The following is a 6,650-nucleotide window of genomic DNA, read 5'->3' as shown; positions in this document are numbered from 1 at the left end:
AGTGGTTTCCACATCAATGTTCACAACGCTACGACCAGGAATGTTGTAAATCATGACAGGTAGCTTTGTGGACTCGGCGATGACTTTAAAATGCTGGTAGAGCCCTTCTTGTGACGGCTTGTTGTAATAAGGAGCCACAAGCATAATTCCATCGACGCCGATTTCTTCGGCTTTTTTTGTTAATTCAATCGATGCGGCCGTGTTATTTGAGCCTGTCCCGGCAATAACCGGCACCCGTCCATTAACTGTTTCCACAACGGTATGATACAAGGCAATTTTTTCCTCGGTTGTTAACGTTGGTGCTTCTCCAGTTGTTCCTCCAACAACAAGGGCATCACTTCCGTTGTCTAGTAAGTGATTGACAAGGTTGCGCGTCGCTTCAAGGTCAAGCTGTAGTTGGTGGTTGAAAGGGGTAACCATGGCAGTAACTATTCGTCCGAAATTCATTTTTGACATCCTCCTCTATTCAAGAAAATCTCTGTCTTGCTTCATATATAAAGTGTTTGAATAGAGCTATGCAGCCTCATCAGACATAAAAAAACAACAATGAGGCTCCCCCATTGCTGCATGGATTTGTTGTAATAAAACAACCATTCCGATGCGTGAGATAGCCCTCCATATAGCTTAAGCTATATGACAGTTCTGCACTTATTCAATACAGAACCAGCTGTTGAAAAATGAGATTTCGCCAGCTTCGGCAAATTCCCCTTTCCACACTGTTCAACAGAGCTCATTCTCCTCCCAATGTGTACTCATGGTTTTTGCACCTCTATCCTCACTTCAAAGTTTGAAGTAAAGACGTATATAGTTATGTGTGTATACCTTAACAAAAGATAGGAAGGATTGCAATGATTTATGGTTATTTTATGTAAAAAATCTGGGGTGGTCAAATCAAAGGAACTTACAAATTGAAATTATTTTGTTGCAAAATGCAACGTTTTTGTAGTCGATTAAGTAATAAGTCCAATTCCTGGCTGCATTGTACAGTAACATCCGCAGTGAATCCATATGTTTCAGCAAGAAACAACATTTCCTTCCTTTTTAGCTCAATTTGCATTCGTAACATGATCATTCCACTCCATCTTTAAATTTATACAAAAGTTTATTTGTTCTTTTATAAGTTGATATTCGACAAATACAGTGCTCCAATTGTAACGGCTACTTTAATATTGTGGTTGTGTTGAAAAATACAACAATGATAATTATAGACAATTTTTTGTGAATGAAAAGCCTTTCAACGAAAAAAGCCAATAGTTTCTATAAAAAGAAATGATTCGACAATTTTCTTTGTATTGGGTACGAGCATGTTTTTTCCTTTATTTATCAGCGTGGTTTTCTTCCGTATAGTAAACCCTATTCTTTAAGGAGGGGAGATGTCCATGCAGCGTTTGCTGATGTTTTTATTACTTGGACTATTTTGTTTGCAAGGCTGTACCGTTGAACAGGAAGAAGTGCTCGGTGCAAATGCGAATGCCAATCGAGAGGAAGGCTTCAAAGGATATGGAACCCAGCGTGTACAAGCCTTACTTGGGCCATTATCTGATTTAATGGTACCAGATAAAACGACAAAAGGATTTGTCTATTCGGCTCATTTACGTGCAAATGTAACCCCACACCTTCAAGGTAAGAGGGATGAGGGGATGGGAGATGAAGGGTTTTTAACACTCAGACCAGGAGTGACTCGTGACAAATATATATTACGGGATTCGCCACAGATGAGACAAAAAAAGGAAAGCAAGCTTTCAGTTCAAGAAAGTCATTCATTGGAAGGAATAATTAAATCACGGATTGAACGGCTTGAAAATGTGCACCATGCTTATGTTTTATCAGATGAGAATGATATCGTCATTGGTGTTGAATCAAAGGAACAGAACCGTCCTAAGCTATATCGAACGATTCGAGAGTCGATTAAAGACCTGGTTGATGTAGACCAAGTTACCATTACGACCTCACACAGCCATATTAACCGTATGAATGCGTTGGAAAAAGGAATGCAAACAAGTCGACCGTTTGAAGATGTTGGCGGCTTTGGGGCAGAAATGGTCGATTTTCTTAAGCGCAATCGTTCGAGATAAGGTTTGACAGCTCTTTCTAACAACGGGAGTAGAAGGAGCTGATTTTTCATTGGTACTCAGTTGAGATGGATCAAGAGATTGCCAAATCAGATCACTTTCAAAATTTTTTTATTTCAATCCGTGCTCTTCAAGCACTGATAAATATTCTCGTTCCGCCTGCTTGTGAGCGAAAACGGCCTTTTCATAATGGCTTCGTGCATTCAAAAGCTGTGCATTGTTTGGCTCTTTCATGTCTTGGAGTACGCGCTCAAGAGCGTCAATTTCAATCATCATTGTCACATGAATTGTATGAAAGCCTTCCAAGGGTCCAGGAGGCTCAGTTTTTAAGAGCGGCTCACTTTCACGCTGAAGTTTTTGAACGATCCCTTTTGAATAAGCTAATTGCTCCGTTCTTGGGTTGTTCGTTTGGAACAAAGCAGTAAGCTGGTCTAAGTGAAGGTAGGACTCATGCAAATAAAAGCCTGCTTTATCTACATAGGAAATGAGCGCTTCATCTTTTGCAACGCGAGCTTTATTTTGAACTTTATTATTAGGAGGTAATGAAAGGGTTGTATCAGCTAGCCTTGCTTGCTGCGCCTTCACATCTTCCATAATATGCTCTTTTGTATCTTGATTGCAGCCGTAGACAACCAAGAAAATGGAGGTGCTTACAATTAATACAATTTGTCGATATTTCATAAGGACTGTCCTCTTTTCCTAGGTATTCGCTCTTTAGTATGTTCGCAGGTGGAAAAAACATACATATTTCCTTTCGTTGTCTCATATCATGTAAAAATGTGAGAGCAAGGGGAGGAATAAACCTTGGTTATAGGGAGTACCTTATTAGTCGGGTTGGTTTTTTCCTTGTTTTTTGGTGTCATGATGCTCGGAAACCATACAGCTAAGGTAATTGAGCATGAGCTTGGAGAAAGAGCAATTGAACAGCTAGAACAGCTTGATGCACAGCTACATGGGAAGCCGAAATAAGGCTTCTTTTTTCTGTGGAAAAGAAGACGGAGCTAACATGATAAAGCTGGAAGCGTGTCGCTCACACCGCCTTGAATGAAATGGTGTACAGCATGCGCTGAGGACTCGTTTTCATTCCAGCAGGAAGAGCGAGCCGCTAATGAAGGTTATTTCAGAAAAAGCCTTAATTTGAATGAAGAGTAGAAAAAAGGGTCATAAATAAGTGTTCAAAAGGGTGGGACATTTACTACAATCAATTTGTGAGAGAGAGAAAGGAGTGGAGATTGGATGAAAATTTTTGCAACAGATATGGATGGAACGCTTTTGAATGATGAGCGTCGTGTAACAAAGGAAAATGCAATCGCAATAAAAGAAGCGCAAGAAGCAGGTGTAATGGTCGTTGTTGTCACGGGTCGAGATTACAGTGAAGCTCAAAAGCCTTTAGAGGATGCTGGTATTCATTGTCCGATCATTTGTGTGAATGGGGCAGAAGAAAGGGATGAAAAGGGAAAGGTGATTCGCAGTGTTCCCATTCTGAAAAAAGATGCTTTGTTTATTTCGGACGTCCTAAGGGAGCATGATATTTATTTTGAGCTTTATACGAACGAAGGAGCATTTACCGATCATCATGAGAAGGCCTTGCAAGTGGTTATTGATGTGTTGCAATCATCAGGTTCGGAGGATTCAATTGAAAAGATGAGAGCAATAGCAGAGGAGCGTTTTATAACAGCGGCTGTAACAGAAGTAGCAAGCTATGAGCACATCTTACAGGACGAGCGACAGCAGGTTTATAAGTTTCTTGCTTTTTCATTAAATGATGAAAAAAGGGACAAAGCCAAACAAATCCTCAGTGAGACGGATCGGTTTGCTGTCAGTTCATCTGCCTCAGAAAATCTTGAAATCACGAACAAGCATGCACAAAAAGGCATTGCCCTCACCAATTTTGCAGAACGCCTAGGTGTTGATATGAAGGATGTGGTTGTCATTGGTGATAATTTAAATGATCTGTCTATGTTCGAAGTCGCTGGACATGCCATCGCCATGGATAACGCAGTCGAGGAAATTAAGAGTAAGGCTCATTCGTTGACGAGCAGCAATGAGGAAAGCGGTGTAGCTGAGGCTCTCAATGAATATCTTAAGAGACTAGTATAAGCCAAAAATAAATCATTTACATAAAGACGAGGCTGGGACATAACAAGCGTGTATGATTGAAAATGCGAACAATGCACAACCTTAGCGGAGGATATTTCCGAAGCGAAGGCTATGCAGCAACTATTGCGTTCGGATTTCTTTTCAATAAAAACTCTTTTGTCCCACCCCCGTCTTTTTTTTTACACGTTAAAAAAGATACCGCAAATGGTCGCTTTTGAGAAGAAAGCGATAGCGCAAAAATGTTTTATAACAATTTTTAAAAATAGGTTGACTATTATAGTACAGATAATTATAATAAGACTAAGAAAAATAAAGAGTGGAAAAAATCAAAAAAATCCAACAGGAGAGTGATTGTGATGACAAGAGCAGCAAACCATATGGAGACAAAGCCAGCAGAACCAGTAACGGAAGAGCCGAGCATCCTAGATATGATTAATGACTACTATAGCCGTAATTAATGGGAAATGAATCAGAGCTTAACCAACACAGGTTAAGCTCTTTTTTCGGTGTTATAAAAGCTGCTGACTCATAAATGCGATAAAGGGAATCGTTATGAGGGAGAGGAGGGTCGAGCAAACAGTCGTAATAACAGCTGTCGTTTCATCATCGGCGTATTTGGAAAACAGCAAGGTTGCGAGCATAAAGGTAGGCATTGCCAATAAGATAATGACTAATTGTTGAATCATTGCGTCAAGAGGTAAAAGCGGAACCACTGTAGCGGCGCCTAATGGAATCGCAATTAGTTTGAGCAAAATGGGAAACCAAAGCTGTGGAAAAAGCATGGAACGACCTTTTCGAAGCAAAGGCGGCAATAAAAAGCCAATATAGAGCATCGCTAACGGAGCAGCTAAGCTTGATAACATTCCTGTGAGTTGTATTAATACAGAAGGAGCTTCGAAACCTGTGATTGTTAGGAGCATGCCGATCGTAATTGCGAATAAAGGAATGTTGAGCAATGCTTTTAACTGGAGAAAATCAAACGTTTCTCCAGAGCGTAGTAAATAGATAGCTAAGGAAAAGATGACAACATCAAGACCTGCATCAAAAATAGCGGCGAAAAGGCCTCCGACCGGACCGAATATCGTGGCACAAAGGGGGATGCCGATAAATCCCGTATTTCCTAACGCGGCGAGAAGGGCCATTTTTTTGGCAAAAATTGATTTAAATTGAAACAGCCTAGCAACGAACAAGGCTATAAAAATAAAGGCAATGTGAAAAGCGACAGACAACAGAAAAACAATGAACATATGTTGTAGGAGATGCTCAGTCATTTCCGCTGTGAAAAGTCCATTTAAAATAATCGACGGTAAGGCAACATTGATGATCACTGTGACAAGAAGCTGCTTCGTGTTAGTAGCGACAGGCTTTCTCCATGTTAATAATGTTCCAATTCCGATAATGACCCCCATTACACTAACAGTGGTGATGACGACAGCAATATCCATGACATTAAATCCTTTCTTCTTAGAAACCAAACGAAGGAGAGTTCGGGACGATAAGAAAAGCTCGGCTTTAAACCCTTCCCTCTTTTTCAAAAATCTAGTAAACTCTTTACATTATAGAGGAATCGTCAAAACCTGTCGAATTTTCTTTTTACTTGAATCGAACAATTAACAGAGGAAAAGGAAGGTTTGCAGGGGAGGCATTTCTAAAAGGAAAGGAAGTCTATAAAGGATGGATAACGTAGAAATTGTACCGTGTAGGCAAGAAGGGGCAGATTGGCTCCTTGATTGGATTGATAATGAAAAATTACTGTATCAATGGAGTGGAAGTGAATTTACGTTTCCACTTTCAAAGGAGCAGCTTGAACGCTACATGGCGAAAGCAGAAAAAGAGGATACGTACCACTTTCAAGTAGAGGCAGATGGGAAGATTGTTGGCCATGCAAGCTTAGGAAGAGTCGATTTACGGCATCAAACAGGAAGACTTGGAAAAGTTTTTATTGCTCCGCCTTACAACGGAAAGGGCTTTGCAAAAGAAATGATAAAACAAATCCTCGCTTTTGCCTATGAACAGCTTGATTTGCATCGAATCAGTCTTGGGGTTTTTAATTTTAATATTCCTGCCATCAAGCTCTATGAATCATTTGGCTTTCAAAAGGAAGGCTTACTGCGAGATGTCATTCGCATAAACGGGAGTTTTTGGAACGTCTATGAAATGAGCTTGCTGCGACCTGAATGGGAGACGTTAATTGCAACAACAAATGATAAGCAGTCAGGTATATAGTTAATCGTGAGAGTATCTATTTTAGGTAATAAAGTGGATGTTCTCGTTTTTCGTTGTAAATAAATTTTTATCATGAAAACATGCATATTTCTGATTTTATAACGAACAAGTTGTACTTAGTGACAAAAGATATTATTATTTGAATAATCAGAAAATAAAAATGCGGTTTTGAAAGCGTATACAAATTTTTAGGGTATTTGCATTGTGCATCAGTTTAAGGAATAAAATCGATAAGGGGGGCAAGCGCAAAAT

General features: G+C 39.8%; 8 protein-coding genes and 1 riboswitch. Of the genes, 4 read left to right on the top strand and 4 right to left on the bottom strand.

Annotated elements, in window-relative coordinates:
• Both BLT_RS0111470 and BLT_RS23150 read right to left on the bottom strand, forming a co-directional pair.
• The coding region (locus BLT_RS0111470) for a dihydrodipicolinate synthase family protein (protein WP_017727937.1) at window positions 1-447 on the bottom strand (447 nt) is incomplete at its 3' end.
• A gap of 153 nt (window positions 448-600) precedes the next feature.
• A riboswitch (Lysine riboswitch) is annotated at window positions 601-780 on the bottom strand.
• A 121-nt stretch (window positions 781-901) separates the two neighbouring features.
• Entirely contained in the window at window positions 902-1,057 is a 156-nt protein-coding gene (locus tag BLT_RS23150; RefSeq protein WP_268871126.1) for an aspartyl-phosphate phosphatase Spo0E family protein, read from the bottom strand.
• 322 nt (window positions 1,058-1,379) lie between these two features.
• On the opposite strand from BLT_RS23150, the gene BLT_RS0111460 reads away from it, so the two are divergent.
• Window positions 1,380-2,075, top strand: a complete 696-nt coding sequence (locus tag BLT_RS0111460) for a YhcN/YlaJ family sporulation lipoprotein (RefSeq protein ID WP_017727935.1) — start codon at window positions 1,380-1,382, stop codon at window positions 2,073-2,075.
• A gap of 108 nt (window positions 2,076-2,183) precedes the next feature.
• Here BLT_RS0111460 and BLT_RS0111455 read toward each other — a convergent pair whose 3' ends face one another.
• Entirely contained in the window at window positions 2,184-2,753 is a 570-nt protein-coding gene (locus BLT_RS0111455; RefSeq protein WP_017727934.1) for a hypothetical protein, read from the bottom strand.
• A 123-nt stretch (window positions 2,754-2,876) separates the two neighbouring features.
• On the opposite strand from BLT_RS0111455, the gene BLT_RS24040 reads away from it, so the two are divergent.
• Window positions 2,877-3,041, top strand: coding sequence for a hypothetical protein (locus BLT_RS24040; RefSeq protein WP_017727933.1), 165 nt, complete (start codon window positions 2,877-2,879; stop codon window positions 3,039-3,041).
• A gap of 267 nt (window positions 3,042-3,308) precedes the next feature.
• Window positions 3,309-4,172 (top strand): Cof-type HAD-IIB family hydrolase, encoded by an 864-nt coding sequence (locus tag BLT_RS0111445; protein ID WP_017727932.1) that lies wholly within the window; start codon window positions 3,309-3,311, stop codon window positions 4,170-4,172.
• Window positions 4,173-4,681: 509 nt separating this feature from the next.
• Here BLT_RS0111445 and BLT_RS0111430 read toward each other — a convergent pair.
• Window positions 4,682-5,617 (bottom strand): AEC family transporter, encoded by a 936-nt coding sequence (locus BLT_RS0111430; RefSeq protein WP_017727929.1) that lies wholly within the window; start codon window positions 5,615-5,617, stop codon window positions 4,682-4,684.
• A 229-nt stretch (window positions 5,618-5,846) separates the two neighbouring features.
• Between BLT_RS0111430 and BLT_RS0111425 the strand changes: the two genes are divergently transcribed.
• Window positions 5,847-6,398, top strand: coding sequence for a GNAT family N-acetyltransferase (locus BLT_RS0111425; RefSeq protein WP_017727928.1), 552 nt, complete (start codon window positions 5,847-5,849; stop codon window positions 6,396-6,398).
• The last annotated feature ends 252 nt before the right edge of the window (window positions 6,399-6,650 follow it).

Origin of the sequence: Halalkalibacterium ligniniphilum, assembly GCF_000334155.1 — a bacterium.
GTDB classification, from domain to species: Bacteria; Bacillota; Bacilli; order Bacillales; family Bacillaceae_D; genus Halalkalibacterium; species Halalkalibacterium ligniniphilum.
The sequence above is the reverse complement of the archived record's forward strand: the minus strand, read 5'-3'. Positions and strand labels throughout refer to the sequence as shown.

What these genes read in the sequence shown, in the direction of transcription:
- BLT_RS0111425 (WP_017727928.1), top strand. Translation starts at nt 5,847, where the DNA reads ATGGATAACGTAGAAATTGTACCGTGTAGGCAAGAAGGGGCAGATTGG.
- BLT_RS0111455 (WP_017727934.1), bottom strand. Translation starts at nt 2,753, where the DNA reads ATGAAATATCGACAAATTGTATTAATTGTAAGCACCTCCATTTTCTTG.
- BLT_RS0111445 (WP_017727932.1), top strand. Translation starts at nt 3,309, where the DNA reads ATGAAAATTTTTGCAACAGATATGGATGGAACGCTTTTGAATGATGAG.
- BLT_RS23150 (WP_268871126.1), bottom strand. Translation starts at nt 1,057, where the DNA reads ATGCAAATTGAGCTAAAAAGGAAGGAAATGTTGTTTCTTGCTGAAACA.
- BLT_RS0111430 (WP_017727929.1), bottom strand. Translation starts at nt 5,617, where the DNA reads ATGGATATTGCTGTCGTCATCACCACTGTTAGTGTAATGGGGGTCATT.
- BLT_RS0111460 (WP_017727935.1), top strand. Translation starts at nt 1,380, where the DNA reads ATGCAGCGTTTGCTGATGTTTTTATTACTTGGACTATTTTGTTTGCAA.